The sequence below is a fragment of the Martelella sp. NC20 genome (assembly GCF_013459645.1).
Lineage (GTDB): Bacteria > Pseudomonadota > Alphaproteobacteria > Rhizobiales > Rhizobiaceae > Martelella.
Map to the genome: position 1 here is coordinate 575069 of NZ_CP054861.1, position 20354 is coordinate 595422.

Annotated in this window: 21 protein-coding genes and 1 pseudogene; 17 read left to right on the top strand and 5 right to left on the bottom strand. The window is 59.8% G+C overall.

Annotated elements, in window-relative coordinates:
* Positions 1–55 precede the first annotated feature (55 nt).
* A complete protein-coding gene (locus HQ843_RS02805) occupies positions 56–220 on the top strand; it encodes a DUF1328 domain-containing protein (protein WP_180899925.1) in 165 nt (54 codons plus the stop codon).
* A gap of 129 nt (positions 221–349) precedes the next feature.
* Here the strand turns inward: HQ843_RS02805 and HQ843_RS02810 are convergent, their stop codons facing one another.
* Positions 350–550, bottom strand: coding sequence for a CsbD family protein (locus HQ843_RS02810; protein ID WP_180899924.1), 201 nt, complete (start codon positions 548–550; stop codon positions 350–352).
* Positions 551–827: 277 nt separating this feature from the next.
* On the opposite strand from HQ843_RS02810, the gene HQ843_RS02815 reads away from it, so the two are divergent.
* The 3 genes from HQ843_RS02815 (at position 828) to HQ843_RS30185 (ending at position 3600) form a co-directional block, all read left to right on the top strand.
* Positions 828–2558, top strand: a complete 1731-nt coding sequence (locus tag HQ843_RS02815) for a CHASE domain-containing protein (protein ID WP_180899923.1) — start codon at positions 828–830, stop codon at positions 2556–2558.
* A 112-nt stretch (positions 2559–2670) separates the two neighbouring features.
* Positions 2671–3210, top strand: coding sequence for an integrase arm-type DNA-binding domain-containing protein (locus tag HQ843_RS30180; protein ID WP_457769306.1), 540 nt, complete (start codon positions 2671–2673; stop codon positions 3208–3210).
* A 3-nt stretch (positions 3211–3213) separates the two neighbouring features.
* Positions 3214–3600 (top strand): hypothetical protein, encoded by a 387-nt coding sequence (locus tag HQ843_RS30185; protein ID WP_457769307.1) that lies wholly within the window; start codon positions 3214–3216, stop codon positions 3598–3600.
* 68 nt (positions 3601–3668) lie between these two features.
* Here HQ843_RS30185 and HQ843_RS02825 read toward each other — a convergent pair.
* Positions 3669–4403 (bottom strand): annotated as a pseudogene (locus HQ843_RS02825) (SDR family oxidoreductase).
* On the opposite strand from HQ843_RS02825, the gene HQ843_RS02830 reads away from it, so the two are divergent.
* On the top strand, positions 4354–5169 hold the full coding sequence (locus HQ843_RS02830) for a cupin domain-containing protein (protein ID WP_246710256.1): 816 nt from the start codon (positions 4354–4356) through the stop codon (positions 5167–5169). The pseudogene HQ843_RS02825 and the gene HQ843_RS02830 overlap by 50 nt on opposite strands.
* A 68-nt stretch (positions 5170–5237) precedes the next feature.
* Positions 5238–5465 (top strand): hypothetical protein, encoded by a 228-nt coding sequence (locus HQ843_RS02835; RefSeq protein ID WP_180899922.1) that lies wholly within the window; start codon positions 5238–5240, stop codon positions 5463–5465.
* A 71-nt stretch (positions 5466–5536) separates the two neighbouring features.
* Here HQ843_RS02835 and HQ843_RS02840 read toward each other — a convergent pair whose 3' ends face one another.
* Positions 5537–6442, bottom strand: a complete 906-nt coding sequence (locus tag HQ843_RS02840) for a LysR family transcriptional regulator (RefSeq protein WP_246710257.1) — start codon at positions 6440–6442, stop codon at positions 5537–5539.
* A 101-nt stretch (positions 6443–6543) separates the two neighbouring features.
* On the opposite strand from HQ843_RS02840, the gene HQ843_RS02845 reads away from it, so the two are divergent.
* From HQ843_RS02845 to lpdA, 10 genes are all read left to right on the top strand, one after another.
* A complete protein-coding gene (locus tag HQ843_RS02845) occupies positions 6544–8043 on the top strand; it encodes a CoA-acylating methylmalonate-semialdehyde dehydrogenase (RefSeq protein ID WP_180899920.1) in 1500 nt (499 codons plus the stop codon).
* Positions 8044–8057: 14 nt separating this feature from the next.
* A complete protein-coding gene (locus HQ843_RS02850) occupies positions 8058–9200 on the top strand; it encodes an acyl-CoA dehydrogenase family protein (protein WP_180899919.1) in 1143 nt (380 codons plus the stop codon).
* Position 9201: 1 nt separating this feature from the next.
* On the top strand, positions 9202–10245 hold the full coding sequence (locus HQ843_RS02855) for an enoyl-CoA hydratase/isomerase family protein (RefSeq protein WP_180899918.1): 1044 nt from the start codon (positions 9202–9204) through the stop codon (positions 10243–10245).
* Between the two features lie 12 nt (positions 10246–10257).
* A complete protein-coding gene (gene mmsB, locus HQ843_RS02860; protein WP_180899917.1) occupies positions 10258–11145 on the top strand; it encodes a 3-hydroxyisobutyrate dehydrogenase in 888 nt (295 codons plus the stop codon).
* A 4-nt stretch (positions 11146–11149) separates the two neighbouring features.
* A complete protein-coding gene (locus HQ843_RS02865; protein ID WP_180899916.1) occupies positions 11150–11920 on the top strand; it encodes an enoyl-CoA hydratase-related protein in 771 nt (256 codons plus the stop codon).
* A 173-nt stretch (positions 11921–12093) separates the two neighbouring features.
* On the top strand, positions 12094–12396 hold the full coding sequence (locus HQ843_RS02870) for a hypothetical protein (RefSeq protein ID WP_180899915.1): 303 nt from the start codon (positions 12094–12096) through the stop codon (positions 12394–12396).
* Between the two features lies 1 nt (position 12397).
* On the top strand, positions 12398–13633 hold the full coding sequence (locus HQ843_RS02875) for a 3-methyl-2-oxobutanoate dehydrogenase (2-methylpropanoyl-transferring) subunit alpha (RefSeq protein ID WP_180899914.1): 1236 nt from the start codon (positions 12398–12400) through the stop codon (positions 13631–13633).
* Between the two features lie 2 nt (positions 13634–13635).
* Positions 13636–14652, top strand: coding sequence for an alpha-ketoacid dehydrogenase subunit beta (locus HQ843_RS02880; RefSeq protein WP_180899913.1), 1017 nt, complete (start codon positions 13636–13638; stop codon positions 14650–14652).
* A complete protein-coding gene (locus tag HQ843_RS02885; RefSeq protein WP_180899912.1) occupies positions 14653–15975 on the top strand; it encodes a dihydrolipoamide acetyltransferase family protein in 1323 nt (440 codons plus the stop codon).
* A gap of 1 nt (position 15976) precedes the next feature.
* Entirely contained in the window at positions 15977–17368 is a 1392-nt protein-coding gene (gene lpdA, locus HQ843_RS02890; RefSeq protein WP_180899911.1) for a dihydrolipoyl dehydrogenase, read from the top strand.
* Positions 17369–17384: 16 nt separating this feature from the next.
* Here the strand turns inward: lpdA and HQ843_RS02895 are convergent, their stop codons facing one another.
* Positions 17385–18323 (bottom strand): GlxA family transcriptional regulator, encoded by a 939-nt coding sequence (locus HQ843_RS02895; RefSeq protein WP_180899910.1) that lies wholly within the window; start codon positions 18321–18323, stop codon positions 17385–17387.
* A gap of 92 nt (positions 18324–18415) precedes the next feature.
* Between HQ843_RS02895 and HQ843_RS02900 the strand changes: the two genes are divergently transcribed.
* Complete coding sequence (locus tag HQ843_RS02900) at positions 18416–19099, top strand: DJ-1/PfpI family protein (RefSeq protein ID WP_180899909.1); 684 nt, start codon at positions 18416–18418, stop codon at positions 19097–19099.
* A gap of 19 nt (positions 19100–19118) precedes the next feature.
* On the opposite strand, the gene HQ843_RS02905 is transcribed toward HQ843_RS02900, so the two are convergent.
* Positions 19119–20336 carry an NAD(P)/FAD-dependent oxidoreductase gene (locus HQ843_RS02905; RefSeq protein ID WP_180899908.1) on the bottom strand — a complete coding sequence of 406 codons (1218 nt, stop codon included), beginning with the start codon at positions 20334–20336 and terminating at the stop codon, positions 19119–19121.
* Positions 20337–20354: the final 18 nt, after the last annotated feature.

Below are 20354 nucleotides of genomic sequence, written 5' to 3' on the forward strand. Positions count from 1 at the left end.
GGAACTCCCCCGGCACTCGGGCGTTTTCCTTGTACAAAACACAAGGAGAATGCCCATGCTTTACTATGCCGCTGTTTTCCTGGTGATAGCCCTGATCGCCGCCGCCCTCGGTTTTGGCGGTATCGCCGGCGCTTCAGCAGGTATCGCGCAGATTCTGTTCTTCCTGTTTCTGCTGTTCTTCGCCGTCGCGGTCATCGTGAACTTCGCGCGCAGCCGATAGGAAAGAAATTCTCCAACATATAAGGGCGGGTCGTCTTCGGGCGGCCCGCGTTTTTCGCTGCGCTTTCAAAACAAAAAAGAGCGGCGACGCCTTCGCGTCACCGCCCTTATGTTTCTTGATGCCGCGATATCAGCGGGAGCTGTTCATCCAGTTGTCCACGTCGCGTTCTGCTTCATCGCGCTCCTTGCCGTAGCGCTCCTGGATCTTGCCGACGAGCTTTTCGCGCTTGCCGGCGACGACGTCGAGATCGTCATTGGTCAGCTTGCCCCATTTGGCCTGTACTTCGCCGGTAAACTGTTTCCAGTTGCCTTCGATACGGTCCCAATTCATAAGCCTGCTCCTTTCAGCTTAGCTTTGACTATGCCGGATAAACGCGCCACCGCGGAGGGGAGTTCCATCCCGCCGCCGATGATTGACAAGCCTCCGAAAAACAGGAATGTACGATCACAGGCACCTGGTGCCGGTGCGCACAAGCAAAATGAACCAAATGCTTCATCGGTCACGCGCTTCTATCGGTACAATCTCGCGAATACCCGAAGTCGTTTCACTTTCTTGGCGCGAATGAGTGAAATTGGCCGGCTATAACCGGTCGACCGGCGAAAAAGACATGCTCAATTTGTTCGACAAGCCCGATAACGGCAATATTTCGACCATCAGCCGTGTGCTTCCCGCACTGGTCTTTCTGGTGGTCGCCATTATCGGCCTCGGCATGTCGTTTTCGATCTACCGGGCATCAGAGGTGGAGCGCCGCGCGAAATTCGAGAGCGTTGCGGGCGATGCCGCCGACAGGATCGTCAACCGTTTCTACCAGCACATGTCGCTGCTGGAAGCCACCAAGGCGTTCTTCGAGGCAACCGATGGAAACATCGATCGCCCCGCCTTCCGGACCTATGTCGGCGGTCTCGATACCGAAGACCGCTATGACGGCATTCAGGGCATCGGTTTTGCCCGCATGATCTATACCGGCAATGAAGGCAGCGCCGAAGACATGATCGGCCGCGCCAATGGCGAGCACCGCAGGATCTGGCCCGAGACCGACCAGGATTTCCGGGCCGCGATCGTGATGCTGGAGCCGGACAATGAGCGCAATCGCGCGGCGATCGGCTACGACATGTACTCCGATCCGGTGCGCCGCGACGCCATGGCCAAGGCATTCGCCACCGACACGCCGCGCGCCAGCGGGCCGGTGGAGCTGGTACAGGAAATCACCGAGAACAAGCAGCCCGGCTTTCTGCTCTACCTGCCCCTGAAAATGGATCGCGGAGAGAACGACGCGGAAGGCAACCTGCCGCTTTCCGGCTTCATATACGCCCCTTTTCGCGCCGGCGACCTCTACCGGGCGGTGATGAACACCTCCCCCGCGCTGCCGGTCGCCATCGAAGCCTATGACAAGGACGCGCCCGAAACCCTGCTGTTCAAGTCCGAGACCTATGATTCCGCACTGGCGCGAAGCGCGCTTTCGGTCCACGATGAGGTCGATATCGCGGGCAGGACATGGGTGCTGGAGATGACGCCCAGCGCGGCTTTCGAAAAGGCCGCCTTCGATATCACGCCGTTTATCGTCGGCTGTGTCGCGCTGCTTCTGGCGGTCGCTCTCGCGCTTGCCGCGCAGTGGCAGATCAAGGCGCTGGCCGCGGCCCGCGAGGTTCAGCGCGTGACGGAGAAGTCTTTGCAGGAACGCGAGTTGATGCTTCAGGAGATGAAGCACCGGATCAAGAATTCGATCGCCCGCATGCTCGCAATCGCCCGCCAGACCGCCCATCACTCCGAAAGCCTGGAGCAGTTCGTGGAATCCTATTCCGCCCGGCTGCAGGCGATGTCGACGGCGCAGGACGTGCTGACCCGTTCGCGCTGGCAGCGCGCCGACCTGAAGGAGCTTCTGAACAAGGAACTGGAACAGGTCTTCGGCGATGGCGAATCGCATTACGAGGTCTATGGCCCGACTGCGGAGATCGACGAGAAGGCCACCCAGGCCTTCAGCCTCACCTTCCACGAGCTTGCCACCAATGCGCTGAAATATGGCGGCATGTCGGGCGACGGCGCCGGGCTGAAGGTGTCATGGAGCTTTCAGGGCACAGGCGCCCAGCGCAAGCTGAAGCTGATATGGGAGGAAACCGGCGCCGGCCCGGTCGCCCCGCCGGAACGCAAGGGCTTCGGCACCCGCCTGATCGACGCCAACATCATCGGCGAGTTGCAGGGCACGATCGACCGTCAGTATGGCGAGGACGGGCTGAAGATCGAGATCACCTTCCCTCACCCCGCCCAACGGATAGCGCCGCGACGTTCGCGCTGGCACCGCGGCCGCCATGCGCGGAGTGCGGAAAAGAACGGCGAATAAGGCCGCTACCCCGGAGCAATCGGAGCGACGTCCCGGATTGGCGGGCGGCGATATGCAGAGAAGATGGTGCCCCTATATTGCACCTGAAATCCGACCTCAACGGAGGTTAGGAATGCCCAAAATCAAACTCACCAAGACTGCTGTCGACGCAGCGACCCCGAAGGAGCGCGACTACGAACTCCGGGATACGACGATACCCAGCTTTCTCGTTAAGGTCACCCCGGCTGGCCGCAAGATTTTCATGGTCGCGTATGTGGCGCACAACGATCAACGCCGAAAGCCTGCGATTGGCCGGTACGGGGAAATCACCGTCGAGCAGGCACGCGGGATCGCCCAGGATTGGCTCGCCGAGGTCCGGCGCGGTGTCGATCCCAGCGCCAAACGGGCTGCCGCCCGTCAGGCGCCCACGGTCAAGGAACTGTTCGACCAGTTTATGACCGACTATTCCGAAAGCAGGAACAAGCCTTCGCCCGTCAAGTCCAACCGTGGCTACGGCAAGCGCTATATCATTCCGATCCTCGGACACCTGAAAGTGCCGGACGTGACGCGAGCCGATATCTCGCATCTCATGAAGAAGATGGGGCACAGTCCCACCAACGCGAACCGGGTGCTCGCCGCCATCCGAAAGATGTTCAACATGGCGGAAGTCTGAGGCATGCGCCCCGACGGATCGAACCCTTGCCGACATGTCCCCAAGTACCCCGAGCGCGGCAAGACCCGCCTGATCACCGATGGCGAGTTGCGGAAGCTCTACGAATATCTCGACCGTGCCGAAGCCGAAGGACTGGAACATCCCTTCATCCTTCTCGCCATCCGGCTTCAGTTCGAATTCGCGGCGCGCATGTCGGAGATTCTCAAACTGGAACGGGCCCGGATCGATTTCGATAACCGTCGAGTCGCCTGGCCTGGCAGCAAGACGGGCGGCATGTCGAAGCCGATGAGCGCCGAAGCGCAACGCTTGGCCACGACAAACCGGCGCCGCCAGAAAGCGTGTCATAGAGTAAGATCTCTGCTTCCAATCCGCTCTTGCTGGTCGGGGTAAGCGCTGGCCGACACTCGGCCATCAACTCGCCAGGCTCGATCTCCAGTATCTGGCAAGCCGCCTTTACGTCAGTCTTGCGCTGTCGGTCGTATGACTAGGCTGCCAACATCGACTTCGGGCGGCTGCTCGAGTGCAAAGAGAATGCCCCGTGTGACGGCATCGGGAGGGATTGCGATATCTCCTAAGCGCTTCCCGATGGCCTCCTTGACTGCCTGGTCTGTAATCGAATCTCCGAAGTTGGTGGCGACCATTCCCGGTGAAATCTCTGTGACACGAAGGTTCGGTCCCGCCTCCTACCTCAGGGCTTCCGTCACCGTACGGACTGCATTCTTGGTCGCGGCGTAGACGCCCATTATCGGTAGTATCTTGAGGCCCGCCGTCGAGATAACGTTGATCACGTGACCGCTTCCCTGCCGCGTAAACACGGGCAGCGCGGCGGCGATCCCATAAAGTGTGCCACGAAGATTGACGTCGATCATGGCATCCCAATCCTCGACACGCAGTACGTCGAAGCGTGAGATCGGCCCGATCCCAGCGTTGTTGATGATGGCATCAGGCTTGCCGCCACATTCGACCGCCAACGCGATAAGCGATTCAAGATCTTGGCGATGGCGGACATCGGTCCTCTGAAACGCGGCCTTGCCGCCTGCAGCGGTGATCTTGTCCGTGATCGCTGCGAGCGCCTTCTCGTTGCGGGCGCCCAACACGACGAAAGCGCCATGTTCGGCCAGCAGTTTAGCGGTGGCGCATCCAATGCCGCTGCTCGCCCCCGTAATCGCGACGACTTTGCCTTCGACGCTCATTGCCGATCTCCATTACCGAGTCCTTCGGACGAAAATGGCCACGCTTAGGAAGATGCTCTATGCTTTGCAGGCTATGAAGTTGTCGCGATCGTCCAAACTGGTGTCCGACCCACTATCGAATGTTCTCGATGCCCTTGGTGCGAGGGTGACGCGGCGCACCCGCATGGAGGCCGCAGGGGACTGGGCTCTCGCGTTTCCCGCGATGGATCGGCTCAAGTTCGTTGCGGTGCCGCGTGGCACAAGCTGGATGCTGCTGCCGTCGCGCGAGCCCCAATTTCTGCAAGCGGGCGACGTCTGTCTGATTGGATGCACCCCCTATGTCGTGGCCAGCGATCCGACGCAAACGCCGATCGACGGACAGGTCTTTTATGGAGCTTCCGGCTGCGATGTGACGCGCTTCGGCGGCGATGACACAATAGGGATCGGAGGAACGGTCACATTTGCCGCTGACAATGCAGACTTCTTGCTCGGCATGCTGCCGGACTTTCTGCTCGTCTCCCGCACCACACCTGGGTCGGGAGCAATAGCAACGATCCTCAACCTGATGAACGACGAGATCCAGAGAGACAGAATTGGCGGCGAAATCGTCAGTGCACGGCTGGCCGACCTGTTGTTGGTAGAAGCGATCCGCGCTTACTGCTGCGGACGAAGCACTGCCTATCGTTGTCTTTCGCGTACTATCGAAGGACAAACTACGCTAGACTATCATGGTCCCGGACGGCGCAGGCGGGATGGCACCGCTCAATACGCTCGCCTCCGCCGATGAAAAGGAGTTGGATGATCCCGAAAATTGCGGCGGCTGGCTGACGGTCTTGGCTATGCAGCCATGCCGCCTTGAGCATTGTTGGCTGCAATACCGTCATCATTGATGGCGCCCTACACCACCAGGCGCTGCAACGCCTCGTGCTGGCCGTCCACGAGACGCTCGGCGAGGTCAATCACGGCGAAGCCTCGCGGGTCGCCGTACACCAGGGTTCGCGCGCTCGTAAACCGCTGACGCTGGGTGCTGCCTGCCTGCCGCTCGCGGAGCGGTTTTTCCCTGAAAACGGAAAATCCGGCTGATCGTCTTGTGCGAGCGGCGGCGCAAAATGAGTTCACAATAGAGGGATCACCTCTGTTGATAATGCGTCCGGTCAAAACAATCGCTTTCGCAGGAATGTGGACCTGCACGCAGAGACCTCCTCCGCGACGAAGTTGATCACTGTTTGTATGCGCGAGGATTCGCGGGCATCCAGATGAGCAATGATCCAGAACGTGCGCAGGAGTTCGATCTCGTGCGTTAGAACCGGAACAATATTCGGATCTTCAGCCGCCATAAAATCGGGAAGGATGCAAAGCCCGGCGCCGGCCTTTACGGCATGAAGCTGGGCGAACAGACTGGTGCTCGAAAGCCGCGGAACCACCCGGTCATCGATCTGGCCGAGATAATCGAGTTGTGGCGAAAAGATAAGCTCGGGAATGTAGCCGATCAGAGGATGGCTGGCGATATCCTGCCGGCGTTGGATCGGACCGTTTTGTTCAAGATACCGCCGCCCGGCGTAGAGATGCAGCGTGTAATCTGTAAGCTTACGGGAATAAAGCCGCCCCTTCTCCGGCCGTTCCAGGCCGATCGCGATATCCGCCTCACGTTTGGTGAGGTTGAAGACGCGGGGCATGGCCACGATCTGCAAATCCAGCTGGGGATGAAGCAAGGTGAGATTACCCAGGCGCGGCGCAAGAAAAACCGATCCGAAACCCTCCGGGGCACCGATCCGGACCATGCCGCCCAGGGCGAATTTTTCGCCCGCGATATCGTTTTCGATACTGGCTGCCGAACTCTCCATTGTTTCGGCGCGCACCAATAACTTTTCGCCCGCATCGGTAAGGGAATAGCCGCGTGGCGAACGGCGGAACAACTCCGCACCCAACCGGCCTTCCAGATTGGTCACGTGGCGGCTGACCGTTGCATGATCGGTCCCCATACGCCGCGCCGCCTCGGTCAGCCGCCCGGTACGCGCAACGGAAAGGAAATAGCGCAAATCATTCCAGTCAAAACTCATGGATATGATCATATCCGCACAATAGAAGGGCAATCAAGCGCATAGATTTGCGCAATCAATCATATTACTTTCCGGTTTCAGAGTTTTCAGGAGGGGTATCAATGCGCGAGATAGGCCATTTCATCGGCGGCAAGGCTGTGGCGGGAACGAGCGGGCAGACGTCCGATGTATTCGATCCGGCCACAGGCGAAGTGCAGGCGAGAGTGGCCTTGGCCAGCGGCGCCGAATTGAACGCAGCCATTGCAAATGCAAAGGCCGCCCAACCTGGCTGGGGCGCCACCAATCCGCAAAAGCGGGCACGTGTTATGATGAAGTTTGTCGAACTGCTGCACCGCGACATGGACAGGCTTGCCGAAGCACTGTCGCGCGAGCACGGCAAGACGCTGCCGGACGCCAGGGGTGATATCATCAGAGGCCTTGAAGTGGCGGAGTTCTGCATCGGCGCCCCGCACCTTCTGAAGGGCGAGTTCACCGATGGCGCTGGTCCCGGCATCGACATCCATTCGGTGCGCCAGCCGCTCGGCGTGGTCGCCGGTATCACTCCTTTCAATTTTCCCGCCATGATCCCGATGTGGAAGTTCTGCCCCGCCATTGCAGCGGGCAATGCATTTATTCTGAAGCCGTCCGAGCGCGATCCGTCCGTGCCGCTCATGCTGGCTGAATTGATGGTGGAGGCCGGATTGCCCGCCGGAATTCTCAATGTCGTCAACGGCGACAAAGCTGCGGTTGACGGTATTCTCGATCACCCCGACATCATGGCAGTGGGCTTTGTCGGCTCAACGGCGATCGCCGAATATGTCTACACGCGCGCCAGCGCCAACGGAAAGCGGGCGCAGTGCTTCGGCGGCGCGAAGAACCACATGCTGATCATGCCCGATGCGGATATGAATCAGGTTGTAGACGCGCTGATTGGCGCCGGATACGGTGCCGCCGGTGAACGCTGCATGGCGATCGCTGTTGCGGTACCGGTGGGCGAAGATACCGCCGACCGCTTGCTGGCCAAGCTGACGCCGCGGGTCGAGAACCTCAAAATCGCGCCATACTCGGCCGGCGACGACGCTGATTTCGGGCCGCTTGTTACCGTCACTGCGCTGGACCGTGTGCGCGGTTATGTGGACAAAGGTGTCGAGGAAGGCGCTGAGCTTGTCGTCGACGGTCGTGGCTTTTCGATGCAGGGCTATGAGAACGGCTTCTTCATGGGGGCCTGCTTGTTTGACCATGTCACCAAAGACATGAGCATCTACAAGGAGGAAATATTCGGGCCGGTATTATCCGTTGTGCGCGCGAAGACTTATGAGGAAGGCCTAGACCTCGCCATGAGCCATGAATATGGCAATGGGGTCGCGATATTCACCCGGGACGGCGATACCGCGCGTGATTTCTCCAGCCGGATCAACGTGGGAATGGTCGGCATCAACGTGCCGATTCCGGTGCCGCTGGCCTATTACACATTTGGCGGCTGGAAGCGTTCGGGCTTCGGCGATCTCAACCAGCACGGCCCGGATGCCTTCCGCTTCTACACCCGGACCAAGACGATCACCTCGCGCTGGCCCTCTGGCATCAAGGAAGGTGCCGATTTCGCCATTCCAACCATGAACTGATTGGACATAAGGCCATGGATTTCGATCTGACCGAAGAACAAAGAGCCATTGTCGAGACGGCGCGCGGTTTTGCCGCCGAACACTTGGCGCCGCATGCTTCCGCATGGGAAAGGGCCGGCACGATCCCGCGTGAATTTCTCGAACAGGTCGGTGCGCTCGGTCTGGGCGGCATATATGTCTCTCCCGAACATGGTGGGTCGGGATTGTCGCGGCTGGAAGCGGTGCTTGTTTTCGAAGCGCTGTCGGCGGCATGTCCGTCGGTCGCCGCATTCATTTCAATTCACAATATGTGCGCCTGGATGATCGACCGGTTCGGCTCCGATGCGCAGCGCGGGAAATGGCTACCGCAACTCTGCGCCTTTGAAAAAGTCGCCTCTTATTGCCTGACCGAGCCCGGTAGCGGCTCAGATGCGGCGGCGTTGCGTACCAAAGCGGTTTCAGTGGCTGGCGGCTATAGGGTTTCGGGCACCAAATCCTTCATCTCCGGCGGCAGCTATTCAGACCTTTATGTCGTAATGTGCCGCACCGGCGCGGAAGGCCCCAAGGGCATTTCGGCGCATTTGATCGAGAACGGTTCGGATGGGCTGGGTTTTGGCGCATTGGAGCACAAGATGGGGTGGCGGGCGCAGCCCACGACCGAAGTGCAGCTCGACGACTGCTTTGTCCCCGACAATTGTCTGCTTGGCGAAGAGGGCGACGGATTCAAATATGCCATGGCGGGTCTCGACGGCGGGCGACTTAACATCTCCGCATGTTCGCTTGGTGGTGCGCAGGCTGCGCTGGATAAGTCAGTCGTCTACGTGCGGGAACGCGTGGCTTTCGGGCAGCCCTTGAGCCAATTGCAAAGTATCCAGTTCAAACTCGCCGATATGGAGATTGAACTACAGGCATCGCGAACCTTCCTTTATCAGGCCGCGTCCTATCTGGATGCCAAATCACCACAGGCAACCAAGTTTTGCGCCATGGCCAAACGCTTTGTCACAGACACCGCATTCCGCGTGGCCAACGAGGCGCTGCAAATCCACGGCGGCTATGGCTATCTCGAGGATTATGGGATCGAGAAAATCGTGCGTGATCTGAGGGTGCATCAAATCCTTGAGGGCACAAACGAGATCATGCGTGTGATCGTCGCCCGGCAAATGCTGGCGGACAACTAGAATGGCCACGAACGATATACATATCCGCAACGTCGGCCGCACCGGTCGGATTACCCTGAGTCGCCCGCAGGCACTCAATGCGTTGAACCATGAAATGACGCTGGAGATCGAGCATGCGCTGGATCACTGGTCGAGAACCGGTGACGTCGACATGATCCTGATCGACGCAGAGGGTGAACGTGCCTTCTGTGCCGGTGGCGATCTTTCGGAGATTTATCAAACCGGCCGAGAGGGTGATTTTTCCTGCAGTCGCAGTTTCTGGGCGGACGAATATCGGATGAATGCCTTGATCGCCGGTTGCGCTACCCCGTATGTCGCCTTGATGGACGGCATTGTCATGGGCGGCGGCGCCGGAATTTCAGCTCATGGCTCACACCGCATTGTGACCGAACGCTCGATGATAGCGATGCCGGAATGCGGTATTGGCCTGGTACCCGATGTGGGCTGTTCGTTCGTCCTGGCGCGCGCACCAGGCCATCTGGGTGAATTTCTCGCCATGACCGGCTGGCGTATGAATGACGGCGATGCGATTTTTTCCGGATTTGCCGATATTGCGGTGAACGCAGGCGATCTCGCAGCGCTGAAGACCAGACTTGAGGAAACGGCCGATCCCGACGCGATCGATGCCTTTGAACGTTCGGCAGGCGAGAGCGCTCTTGCTCGCCATATCGACGTTATCGAGCGCCACTTCGGGGGTGAAACTGCATTGGATTGCCTGCGCTCGCTTGAGGCCGATGATTCCGAGTTCGCGCAGAGGGCTGCGGCGATGATCAGGCGCGGGTGTCCACTCGCTGTCGCTTGTGCCTTTGAACTTGTCCGTCAGGCGCGATCGCTGGAAACAGTGTCGGAAGCGCTGCGGCACGAATTCCGCTTCACCTACCGGTCGATGTCTGACGGCGATTTTCTCGAGGGAATTCGGGCGCAGATCATAGACAAGGACCGCAATCCGAAATGGCGGATTACACGACTGGAGGACGTTGACCGCGAGACGGTTTGCGCCATGCTTGCACCGCTGGGTGCGGAAGAGTTGCAGATCAAGGCTTAGGGAGATGCGCCAATGAGCAGGATTGCTTTCATCGGGCTTGGCAATATGGGCCTGCCAATGGCCGTGAACCTGAAAAAAGCGGGGCACGACCTCGTCGTCTATGACACCATTGCCGCCGCCCGCGAAAAGGCAGGTGCAGAGGGCATGACCATTGCTGAAAATGCGGCCGCAGCCGTGGGCAACGCCGCGTTCATCATCACAATGCTGCCCAATGGCGCTATCGCTCTCAGAGTGTTTGAAGATGTGGTTCCCGCTGCCCGAAAAGGCGCCGCGATCATCGATTGCTCGACCATCGATGTAGGCAGCGCCAAAAAGGCGCACGAGATGGCATCAGCGGCCGGCCTGTTGCCGCTTGACGCGCCAGTGTCCGGCGGGATCGGCGGTGCCGCTGCCGGCACGCTCACCTTCATGGTCGGCGGCAGCGACGCGGCATTTGAAATGGCAAAGCCGCTGTTCGATACCATGGGGCAAAAGGCGGTCCATTGCGGGGAAGCGGGAACGGGACAGGCCGCCAAAATATGCAACAACATGCTTTTGGGCATTTCCATGATCGGTGCTTGCGAAGCGTTTGCTCTGGCCGAAAAGCTGGGGCTTTCCGCGCAAGCTGCCTTTGACGTCATATCGACATCTTCGGGGGCATGCTGGTCGGTCAATACGTATTGTCCGGTGCCCGGCATTGGTCCGCAATCCCCCGCTGACAACGACTACAAGCCAGGATTTGCGGCAGAATTAATGCTCAAAGACCTTGGCCTCTCCCAGGAGGCAGCAGCCCAGGTGGGACAATCGACGCCAATGGGTTTGAATGCCAGACAACTCTACGACCGCTTCGCGTCTGGAAGCGGAGCGGGCAAGGATTTCTCGGGCATCATTGAGTATCTGAAAACAGCGGCGCGGAGTTGATAATATGAGCGAAATAGAGACTTCAATAGATGGCGGCGTCGGCATCATTACCATCAATCGCCCGGAGGCACTGAACGCGGTCAATCACACGGTCATGGACGGATTGCTGGCCGCCGCCGCCGGGTTTGATGCGGATGAGGCAATCGGCTGCATCGTCTTGACGGGTGCAGGGGACAAGGCTTTTGTCGCCGGTGCGGACATCAAGGAGATGGCCGGCAAATCCTATATGGATATGTTCATGGCCGACAAGCAGGCCGAATGGGAACGCTTTGCGGCCACCCGTACGCCGATGATCGCCGCGGTCAACGGGTTCGCGCTCGGTGGCGGCTGCGAGATCGCGATGATGTGCGATATCGTCATTGCATCGGAAAAGGCGAAATTCGGGCAACCCGAAATCAAGCTTGGGGTCATCCCCGGCTGGAGCGGCACCCAGCGCTTGACGCATGCAGTGGGCAAGGCAAAGGCGATGGACCTTATTTTGACCGGGCGCATGATGGATGCCGAGGAAGCAGAACGTGCCGGCCTGGTCGCGCGGATCGTCCCGCATGATCAGGTCATGACTGTGGCGCTTGAAGCGGCCAGGGCTATCGCCGGCTTTAGCCGGCCATCCGTCCTGCTTGCAAAAGATGCCGTCAACCGCGCTTTCGAGACGCCCCTTCAGGAGGGTATCCGGTTCGAACGCCGGGCTTTCTATTCGCTGTTTGCAACCGAAGATCAAAAAGAGGGCATGGACGCCTTCGCAAACAAGCGTGAGCCGGTTTTCCGGAACAAATAGGCTTGCGGATAGGCGGGATCCGCGAGAACGCACGTCTCCGAGTGATTATTGGTTGAAACAATCGCCGGAACAGGACGAAAAATTCAGAAGAAAATTTCTGGGATAGGCAAATATCCCCAAAGATAAGTGAAAAATTTTCGAGCCTCTCCGCTAAAATGTTCTTCGGAGGCAACATGAGAACATCCCGCTTCAGAACGACGACTGTGTTCGACCATGCGATGCGCGCGCTCGACGAGTTGCGGAGAATGAACTTCGTGCTTGTCTCGATGACAATCGCGACAATTGCCACGGACGAGACCGATATCGCGGAAGTGCGTATCGATTATGAACCGGTTGGTCCTCTGCGCGCGGAAACCTGGATGGAGCGCGTTCGGAAAATGCCGGGCGTGTTCGACTGCTGCGACATCAAGGCTGACGACGCAAGCGCTGAAATGTCTGCGAAAACGGAAGGTCTGCGAATTGCCGGATACAGGTAAGATGAAAGCCCCCCATTCGCCCTTGTCCTTGAGCGTGCCGGAACCCGAATTCCGGCCCGGCGACAAGCCTGATTTTTCCTGGGTTGAGGTCGATGGCGCCGGCGAGGTGCGTCGCCCCGCGATTGACGAGGATCCGCAAGGCATGCGCGACCTGGCCTTCTCGATTATCCGCGTTTTGAACCGCGAAGGAGAGGCTGTCGGTCCCTGGGCGGGCTTGCTGAACGATGAGGAACTGAAAACCGGGCTGAAGGACATGATGACGCTGCGTATCTATGACGCGCGCATGGTGATTGCCCAGCGTCAGGGCAAGTGCTCCTTCTACATGCAGCATCTGGGTGAGGAAGCGATCAGCTGTGCATTCGGCAAGGCTCTTGAAGCCGGAGACATGAATTTCCCGACCTATCGCCAGGCTGGTCTGTTGATTGCGGCCGGCTATCCGATGACCTCGATGATGAACCAGGTCTATTCCAATGACGGCGACAGTGCGCGCGGGCGGCAGTTGCCGGTGTTCTATTCTTCCAGGCAACACGGCTTCTTTTCGATATCCGGCAATCTCGCGACCCAGTACATTCAGGCCGTTGGCTGGGCGATGGCTTCGGCGATCTCGGGTGACGACAAGATTGCCGCCGCTTGGATCGGCGACGGCTCGACGGCAGAAAGCGACTTTCACGCCGGGCTTGTATTCGCATCGACCTACAAGGCCCCGGTGGTCCTCAATATCGTCAACAATCAATGGGCGATTTCCACGTTTCAGGGCATAGCACGCGGCGGTTCGGGAACCCTGGCGGCGCGCGGTCACGGCTTCGGCATTCCGTCGCTGCGCGTTGACGGCAATGACTTTCTCGCCGTTCACGCGGTGGCGAAATGGGCTGCCGAACGCGCCCGGCGCAATCTCGGCCCCACCCTTGTCGAGTATGTAACCTATCGTGCGGGCGGGCATTCCACCTCCGATGACCCCACAGCCTATCGCCCCAAGGAGGAAAGCGATGCCTGGCCGCTAGGTGATCCCATCCTGCGGCTCAAAGCGCACCTGATTGCCCGTGGGATATGGAGCGAAGAGCGCCATGTGCAGGCCGAGGCGGAAATCATGGAGACTGTCCTGAAAGCCCAGAAGACATCTGAAGCCATCGGCACGCTGCAATCCGGTCGGATGCCTTCACAGCGCGACATCTTCGAGGACGTCTTCGAGGTGATGCCGCCGCATCTCGTCCGCCAACGACATCAGGCGGGGTATTGATCATGACGCGACGCACGATGATCGAGGCAATCCAGAATGCGCAGGATGTCGCTATGGACGCCGATGAAAAGGTGGTCGTCTTCGGCGAGGACGTCGGCTATTTTGGCGGCGTGTTTCGCTGCACGGCGGGCCTGCAGAAGAAATACGGCAATCACCGTTGCTTTGACACGCCGATCAGCGAATTGGGCATTGTTGGCGCAGCAGTCGGCATGGCGGCCTATGGCTTGCGTCCCTGCGTCGAGATCCAGTTCGCCGATTACATGTATCCCGGCTATGACCAGATCGTGTCGGAGGCGGCACGACTGCGCTATCGCTCGGCTGGTGAATTCACCTGTCCGCTGGTGATCCGCATGCCCACAGGTGGCGGCATCTTCGGTGCGCAGACCCACAGCCAAAGCCCCGAAGCGCTTTTTACCCATGTCGCAGGTCTAAAAACGATCGTGCCGTCGAACCCTTATGACGCCAAAGGGCTTCTGCTCGCAGCCATTGAAGACCCTGATCCGGTCATTTTTCTGGAACCCAAACGCCTCTACAACGGACCTTTTGATGGGCATCACGACCGACCGGTAACGCCGTGGAAAAAGCATGCGCTCTCCGAGGTGCCGGACGATCACTATACCGTGCCGCTCGGCAAGGCCGCGATCCGGCGTGAGGGCAAGGCACTGACCGTCCTGACCTATGGAACCATGGTCTATGTGGCGCTGGCGGCGGTGGAGGAAAGCGGCATCGACGCCGAAGTCATCGATTTGCGCACGCTTTTGCCGCTCGATGAGGAAACCATCACTGAATCGGTAAAGAAAACCGGACGGTGCGTCATCGTTCATGAAGCGACACGAACATCGGGGTTTGGCGCGGAACTGGCCGCCATAGTTCAGGAGCGCTGCTTCTATCACCTCGAAGCCGGTATCGAGAGGGTTGCCGGCTGGGACACGCCATATCCGCATGCGCAGGAATGGGATTATTTTCCCAGCCCCGCGCGCGTGAAACAGGCGTATGCACGTGTGATGCAGGAGGCTTAGATGGGCACATATGCGATCAGAATGCCAGATGTCGGCGAGGGTATTGCAGAGGCCGAGCTGGTCGAATGGCAGGTCAAGCCGGGCGATATCGTCCGTGAAGACGACGTAATCGCCGCCGTGATGACGGACAAGGCGACGGTAGAAATTCCCACGGCCGTAAGCGGCAAGGTGATCTGGCTCGCAGGGGACATAGGAGACCGGATTGCCGTCGGCGCCGAACTCATCCACCTCGATGTGGAAGGCGAAGGCAATTATACCGGGCCGTTGAAATCCGGATCTGGCGAGCCCACCACGAAAATTGGCAACCAAGAGAACGGAGCGGCTGATGCCCCCCGGAAGGCACCAGAGGTGGAGACGCCTCCCGCGCCGTCGCCGGATCCGGTCAAACAAACAAGAACGGCCACGGTCGAGAACGAACGAAAACAGTCATTTTCACCCGCCCGTGTTGTCGCAACGCGACCGGTCGCATCTCCCTCCGTACGCAAGCGCGCCCTTGATACGGGGATCGACTTGCGGCTTGTACCCGGCTCCGGCCCTGCGGGGCGGATCACCCATGACGATCTCACCGACTATTCGGGGGATGCCGATATCGCGACAGCCGCAGCGGGCCCACACCGCAAAACCGCTGTGGAGGATATCAAGGTCGTGGGACTGAGGCGGAAAATCGCCGAGCGCATGGCAGCCGCCAATAGCCATATCCCGCATATCACCATCGTCGAGGAGGTGGACGTTACCGCGCTGGAAGACTTGCGCAGGCTGTTGAATGGGGATCACGCGGTCGTGCGGGGCAAACTGACGATGCTGCCTTTCATCATGCGCGCAATTGTGCGCGCCGTCGCCGAACAACCCGGCCTGAATGCACATTTTCTCGATGACGAGAATATTATCCGCCAGTTCGAGCCAGTTCACATCGGCATCGCCACGCAAACACCGAACGGCCTTATGGTGCCAGTCGTCCGCCATGCTGAAGCAATGGGGCTCTGGGACGCAGCAACAGAAATCGCGAGGTTGGCCGAGGCCGCGCGCAAGGGTGCTGCCACCCGCCAGGAACTGAGTGGCTCAACGATCTCGATTTCGTCGCTGGGTGCACTCGGCGCGCTGGCAACGACACCGATCATCAACCGCCCGGAAGTCGCCATTGTCGGCATCAACAAAATTGCGCGGCGGCCTATCTGGATCGAGGGCGCGTTCGAGCCGCGCCAGATGATGAATATTTCATGCAGTTTCGATCACAGGGTGATCGATGGCTGGGACGCCGCGGTTTTCGTGCAGAAATTGAAGGTGCTGCTCGAAGGTCCCGCAGTCATGTTTGTCGAGGGATAGTATGGACGAAATCAAGTGCAGGGTACTGGTGATCGGCGCCGGGCCGGGGGGCTATGTTTGCGCGATCCGCGCGGGGCAACTGGGTCTCGACACCGTCATAGTGGATGCCGGCAGCGTGGGCGGGACCTGCCTCAATATTGGCTGCGTCCCTTCCAAGGCTCTCATTCATGCGGGCGAGGAGTTTGCGCGGGCAAGGTCTTTCGGGGCGAACAACGAATTGGGCATCGCCGCCGGCGCCCCCACCATTGACCTGCCTTCGACAATCAGATGGAAAGACAAGATCGTGTCGCGGCTGACATCGGGGGTCGGCGGCCTTCTCAAGAAGGCCAAGGTGCGCCAGTTTACCGGCCATGCGCGTTTTGTCGACGGGAAAACGGTAGACCTGACGACCGAAAACGGCATCATCCGCATACGCGCCGAGCATGTGGTTATCGCCACCGGTTCCCAGCCGATCAGCCTGCCGCAACTGCCTTTTGGCGGCGACACGATTTCATCGACCCAAGCCCTGTCGCTCCAGGCCGTGCCTGAAAAACTGGCTGTTGTCGGCGGTGGCTATATCGGGCTCGAAATCGGGACCGCGTATCAGAAACTTGGTTCCCGGGTGACCGTGATTGAACGCGGCGAGCGCATTCTGCCGCAATATGATGCGGCATTGACAAAACCCGTCGCCAACCGGCTGGCCGCGCTTGGAATGGAGGTACTGACCGGCGCAAGCGCTGAAGGTTTGACGGAAAACGGCAATGCGCTGCGTGTCAGGATCGGCACAACAATGCGCGAGATTGCTGCCGACAAGATACTGGTCACGGTCGGGCGTAATCCACTCACGCAAGGATGGGGGCTTGAGGAGCTGGATCTCGAGATGGATGGCCGTTTCATTCGTGTCGATGACCGGTGCAGGACATCCATGCGCGAAGTCTACGCAATCGGCGATGTTACCGGTGAACCGATGCTTGCGCATCGCGCCATGGCGCAGGGAACGCTGGTTGCAGAATTTATTTCGGGCGCCAGAAGACGCTGGAACCATGTGTCGGTCCCGGCGGTCTGTTTCACCGACCCCGAGATTGTCACCGTCGGCCTCTCGCCGGAGGAGGCGGCACGACAGGGGACCGACGTCGATGTGGCGATTTTCCCGTTTTCCGCCAACGCGCGCGCAATGACGATGCAGGACGACAGCGGATTTGTGCGGATGGCCTGCCGTAAGTCCGATGGACTGGTGGTCGGCATTCAGGCGGTCGGAAACGGCGTATCTGAACTGAGCGCGGCCTTCGGTCTGGCGCTCGAAATGGGGGCGGTGGCGGAAGACGTGGCTGCAACCATCCATGCCCATCCGACGCTTGGAGAGGCTTTTCAGGAAGCGGCTCTGCGCGTGCTGGGACGCGCGCTGCATGTCTGATCCGCGCCGCAGCGCTCTATTCTGAACGTGCCGACCTGCGTACCGATTGCGGCGGGTGGCCGAATGCGCGCACGAATGCGCGCCTCATGCGCTCCGCATCGCCGAAGCCGGTCGTTTCCGCCACGCGCTCGATCAACTCCCCAGAGGACTGCACACGCTCTCGTGCTACCTCCAGCCGCAACCGCTCGATCGCTTTCGACGGCGTGGCGCCCGTTTCCGCAGTAAACACGCGAGCGAAATGACGAGGACTGAGACCTGCGCGCTCGGCAAGGCTTTCCACCGTATGGCGCTTGTCGAGATTTTCGCGCACCCATGAAAGCAAGGGCGCAAAGCGGCCATCCGGTGTCTTCAACTCGAGCAATGACGAGAACTGGGACTGCCCGCCGCCACGCCGATGATAAAGCACGAGCTGGCGCGCGGTTTCCTTGGCGATATCATCACCGAAATCTTCAGCGACGATCGCCAGCGCGAGGTCTATGCCGGCGGTGATCCCCGCAGATGTCCAGATGTTTCCGTCCCGCAGAAAAATCCGCTCCGGGTCGAGCCTGACATCCGGGAAACGCGTCACGAAGTCCTGGGTGCGGCACCAGTGCGTCGTTGCCTTTCGGCCTTTCAGCAAACCAGCTTGCGCAAGCAGGTAGGCGCCAGAGCATACGCTCGCAATTCTCACCCCTCGCCTGGCCATCCTGCGAATGAAAGACATGGTCTTGTCGCAAGCCAACAGGTTTTCCACGCCGAGGCCTCCGGCCACCACAAGCGTGGTGATCGCTCGGTCCGCCCTGAGGCCCGAGGCGAGAACCTCGACGCCGGATGAACTGCGCACCGGGCCGGGTTGCGCGGTGACCATTCGGATATTCGGCGGAACGGGGACAAAGCGCTGCGCGATCTCGAACACCGAGGCCGGGCCGGTAGCATCGAGTAACTGAAAATCGGGAAAGATCAGTATGGCGATCAACGCATATGTCCGTAAATGAGGGAACTAAGACATTTCGATGAAAGTTTGAACATGGCAGTTTGCCGAGGTCAAGATTTTTTTGAGGTTCCAAAATGCCCAAACCCCTGCAAATCGGCCTTCTCGTCTTCCCAAACATCACCCAGCTGGACATGACCGGCCCGCTTCAGGTTTTCGCAAGTCATCCCGACGCAGAAGTGCATCTTCTCTGGAAGAGCCTCGATCCGGTTCAAAGCGATACGCCACTTTTCATCACCCCGACGATGACGCTCGCAGACTGCCCTCCCCTCGACGTCATCTGCGTGCCGGGCGGCTATGGAACCGATGATCTGCTCGCTGACGAGGAAGTGCTGTCATTCCTGCGTCGGCAAGCTGAAAATGCGCAATATGTCACCTCGGTCTGCACAGGCTCCATCGTGCTCGCTGCCGCAGGACTGCTCAAGGGATACCGGGCCGCGACCCACTGGAGCGCGCGTGAAGCCCTGCCCATGCTCGGCGCAATCGTGTCGACGGAACGGGTCTGCATCGACCGCAATCGCATTACCGGTGGCGGCGTCACCGCCGGCATCGATCTCGGTCTGACGGTCATCGCCGAACTTGTGAGCCAACAGGCCGCCGAAACGATCCAGCTGCGCATCGAATACAACCCGGCGCCGCCTTTCGATGCCGGCTCCCCCGACACCGCTCCCGCAGAGGTGCTGGCCATCATGCAAGACAGGATCAAGACAGCCAAGAAACGCCGCCTGAAACTCGTTGCTGAGGCCGCCGCACGGATGTGAAGACGCAAGGCGCGGCCAGCTACCGGAGCAGAGCCGCGTCGAGCCCCTTGATCGCACTGCCATCGCCGTCAAAGGCACGCGCCAGCCGCTCCGCGGTGACCGGCCCGAGCGTGAAGCCTTGATGGCCGTGACCAAAATGGAACCACAACCCCTCGTGTCGCGGTGCCTTGCAGACCAGCGGCAACATTCCCGGAAGGCACGGGCGGGTCCCCGACCACGGCTTGGCCTCAACCGGCTCGCCGATATCAAGCAAGGTTCTCACCACCGCTTCGCCGCGCAAAAGCTGCCTCGGATCATCGCTTGGTGCCGCGCTGGAAAGCTCGGCCGCAGATGCGATGCGCAGCCCCTTGAGCATTGGCGACATGACTACGGAATGGTCGGAAAGCATCATTGGCCGGCTCAACGTCTCGTCGCTTCGGTAATGTCGATGATAGCCGCGCTTTCGCACCATCGGGACATGATAGCCGAAGCGACTGACGAGTTGCGGCGACCAGGGACCGAGCGAAACGACCACTGCGGCGGCGGTTTCTCCGGCAACGGACCACCTGTGACCAGACCGTTCAAGCGATGCGGCATCGCCGGAAATGATCCGTCCGCCCCGTTTTTCGAACAGCGCGGCATAAGAGCCGACGAGCTCGCCGGGATCAGCACACGACCAGGCGGCCGACCAGTTTATTGCACCAGCCAGCGACCGTTTTAGCGCCGGCTCCTCCCGCTGCAGCGCATCCCGGTCGGCCGTCGTGAATTCAAGCCCGTAGATTGCTCTCCGCCGCTCGGCCGCCAGCACACCTGCGGCCAGACCTGCCTCCGTTTCATAGGCTTCCCAGTAGCCGTTCTCGCGGACCAGGTTTCCAGCGCCCGCAGCCTCGATCAACGCCGCGTGGCGCGGGATGGCTTCCTCGATTAACCCCCGCCAGACGGGAATGATCTTGCGAAGCGAACCGGGCATCGACGAACGCCAGTAGGACAGGAGCGCCGGCACCTGCGCGGGAAGCGTCAGCCAGTCAACGCGAACCGCGTTCTTGCGGCCGAGCGCCATTGCCAGCAGCAGCAGCGGGTTGGCCGGCAATGAATAGGGTTCGACAGCCTCTGCTTGAATGATACCGGCATTGCCGTAGCTGGTTTCCCTCCCTGGCGGCGACCGATCAACGATGACGCAATCATGCCCTCTCGCCTGCAGTGAGAGGGCTGTTGCGACGCCGACCATTCCGGCACCAAGAACGATGATCTCCGACATGATTGCTCCGTGGATACG

What these genes read in the sequence shown, in the direction of transcription:
- HQ843_RS02805 (WP_180899925.1), top strand. Translation starts at nt 56, where the DNA reads ATGCTTTACTATGCCGCTGTTTTCCTGGTGATAGCCCTGATCGCCGCC.
- HQ843_RS02810 (WP_180899924.1), bottom strand. Translation starts at nt 550, where the DNA reads ATGAATTGGGACCGTATCGAAGGCAACTGGAAACAGTTTACCGGCGAA.
- HQ843_RS02815 (WP_180899923.1), top strand. Translation starts at nt 828, where the DNA reads ATGCTCAATTTGTTCGACAAGCCCGATAACGGCAATATTTCGACCATC.
- HQ843_RS30180 (WP_457769306.1), top strand. Translation starts at nt 2,671, where the DNA reads ATGCCCAAAATCAAACTCACCAAGACTGCTGTCGACGCAGCGACCCCG.
- HQ843_RS30185 (WP_457769307.1), top strand. Translation starts at nt 3,214, where the DNA reads ATGCGCCCCGACGGATCGAACCCTTGCCGACATGTCCCCAAGTACCCC.
- HQ843_RS02830 (WP_246710256.1), top strand. Translation starts at nt 4,354, where the DNA reads ATGCCGCTGCTCGCCCCCGTAATCGCGACGACTTTGCCTTCGACGCTC.
- HQ843_RS02840 (WP_246710257.1), bottom strand. Translation starts at nt 6,442, where the DNA reads ATGAGTTTTGACTGGAATGATTTGCGCTATTTCCTTTCCGTTGCGCGT.
- HQ843_RS02845 (WP_180899920.1), top strand. Translation starts at nt 6,544, where the DNA reads ATGCGCGAGATAGGCCATTTCATCGGCGGCAAGGCTGTGGCGGGAACG.
- HQ843_RS02850 (WP_180899919.1), top strand. Translation starts at nt 8,058, where the DNA reads ATGGATTTCGATCTGACCGAAGAACAAAGAGCCATTGTCGAGACGGCG.
- HQ843_RS02855 (WP_180899918.1), top strand. Translation starts at nt 9,202, where the DNA reads ATGGCCACGAACGATATACATATCCGCAACGTCGGCCGCACCGGTCGG.
- mmsB (WP_180899917.1), top strand. Translation starts at nt 10,258, where the DNA reads ATGAGCAGGATTGCTTTCATCGGGCTTGGCAATATGGGCCTGCCAATG.
- HQ843_RS02865 (WP_180899916.1), top strand. Translation starts at nt 11,150, where the DNA reads ATGAGCGAAATAGAGACTTCAATAGATGGCGGCGTCGGCATCATTACC.
- HQ843_RS02870 (WP_180899915.1), top strand. Translation starts at nt 12,094, where the DNA reads ATGAGAACATCCCGCTTCAGAACGACGACTGTGTTCGACCATGCGATG.
- HQ843_RS02875 (WP_180899914.1), top strand. Translation starts at nt 12,398, where the DNA reads ATGAAAGCCCCCCATTCGCCCTTGTCCTTGAGCGTGCCGGAACCCGAA.
- HQ843_RS02880 (WP_180899913.1), top strand. Translation starts at nt 13,636, where the DNA reads ATGACGCGACGCACGATGATCGAGGCAATCCAGAATGCGCAGGATGTC.
- HQ843_RS02885 (WP_180899912.1), top strand. Translation starts at nt 14,653, where the DNA reads ATGGGCACATATGCGATCAGAATGCCAGATGTCGGCGAGGGTATTGCA.
- lpdA (WP_180899911.1), top strand. Translation starts at nt 15,977, where the DNA reads ATGGACGAAATCAAGTGCAGGGTACTGGTGATCGGCGCCGGGCCGGGG.
- HQ843_RS02900 (WP_180899909.1), top strand. Translation starts at nt 18,416, where the DNA reads ATGCCCAAACCCCTGCAAATCGGCCTTCTCGTCTTCCCAAACATCACC.
- HQ843_RS02905 (WP_180899908.1), bottom strand. Translation starts at nt 20,336, where the DNA reads ATGTCGGAGATCATCGTTCTTGGTGCCGGAATGGTCGGCGTCGCAACA.